Below are 799 nucleotides of genomic sequence, written 5' to 3'. Positions count from 1 at the left end.
GGGAACGCCCGCCTGGGACGTCGCGCGGATCGACCGGACATTCGCGGAGACCTTCGTCCTGAGATCCGAGCTCCTAGTCGCGAGTTGCAGCGACGGCATCGTCGGCTGTTGCACCTTGTCGGCCGAGGATCCCGAGTTCTGGCCCGACGCCCTCAAGGGGGAGGCCGCATATCTGCACAAGCTCGCGGTGCGACGGACACATGCGGGCCGGGGTGTCAGCTCCGCGCTGATCGAGGCTTGCCGCCATGCCGCGCGAACGCAGGGGTGCGCCAAGCTGCGGCTCGACTGCCACCCGAACCTGCGTGGCCTATACGAGCGGCTCGGATTCACCCACGTCGACACTTTCAATCCCGGCTGGGATCCAACCTTCATCGCAGAACGCCTAGAACTCGAAATCTAACGTCCGTTCGGGCATCGAGGTCCATGTCGGGGTGGGACGGGCCCGTGGCTTCAAGATCACTTGCAGTCCGACCGCGATGTCTTGGTTGCGCGAGAGGTTGTCGATATCCTCCACTTCCATCATCAACCCTGGATAATGCCGCCGCCGTCATCGCCGCCGACGCCCGTGCCGGGCTTTTCGGGCCTGTCAGGCTTGCTCGGCCTTCAGCCTGCCTGGGCGAGATCTCCGGCGGACGGATTAACGGCGGAGCTTCGCCGCCTTTCGTGCGTGTGAAGGCCGAAGATAGTTCTCTCAAAAACATCCGTTTATGAGAGATACCAAATGTCATTTTCAGAAGACGACTGCACCAGTTGATTGGGCGTAATGGCTGTTGTGCAGCCAGCTCCTGACAGTTCAATA

The 799-nt window shown here is 61.7% G+C and carries 1 protein-coding gene; it reads left to right on the top strand.

The genetic code is table 11. The annotated features are described in order from the left end of the window. On the top strand, nucleotides 1-400 hold a 400-nt coding region (locus OKC40_RS22705), incomplete at its 5' end, for a GNAT family N-acetyltransferase (RefSeq protein WP_058671088.1). Nucleotides 401-799: the final 399 nt, after the last annotated feature.

This window comes from Aeromonas sp. QDB11, from assembly GCF_027705265.1.
In the GTDB taxonomy this organism is placed as follows: domain Bacteria; phylum Pseudomonadota; class Gammaproteobacteria; order Enterobacterales; family Aeromonadaceae; genus Aeromonas; species Aeromonas allosaccharophila.
This window is presented reverse-complemented; position numbering and strand designations above follow the sequence as displayed.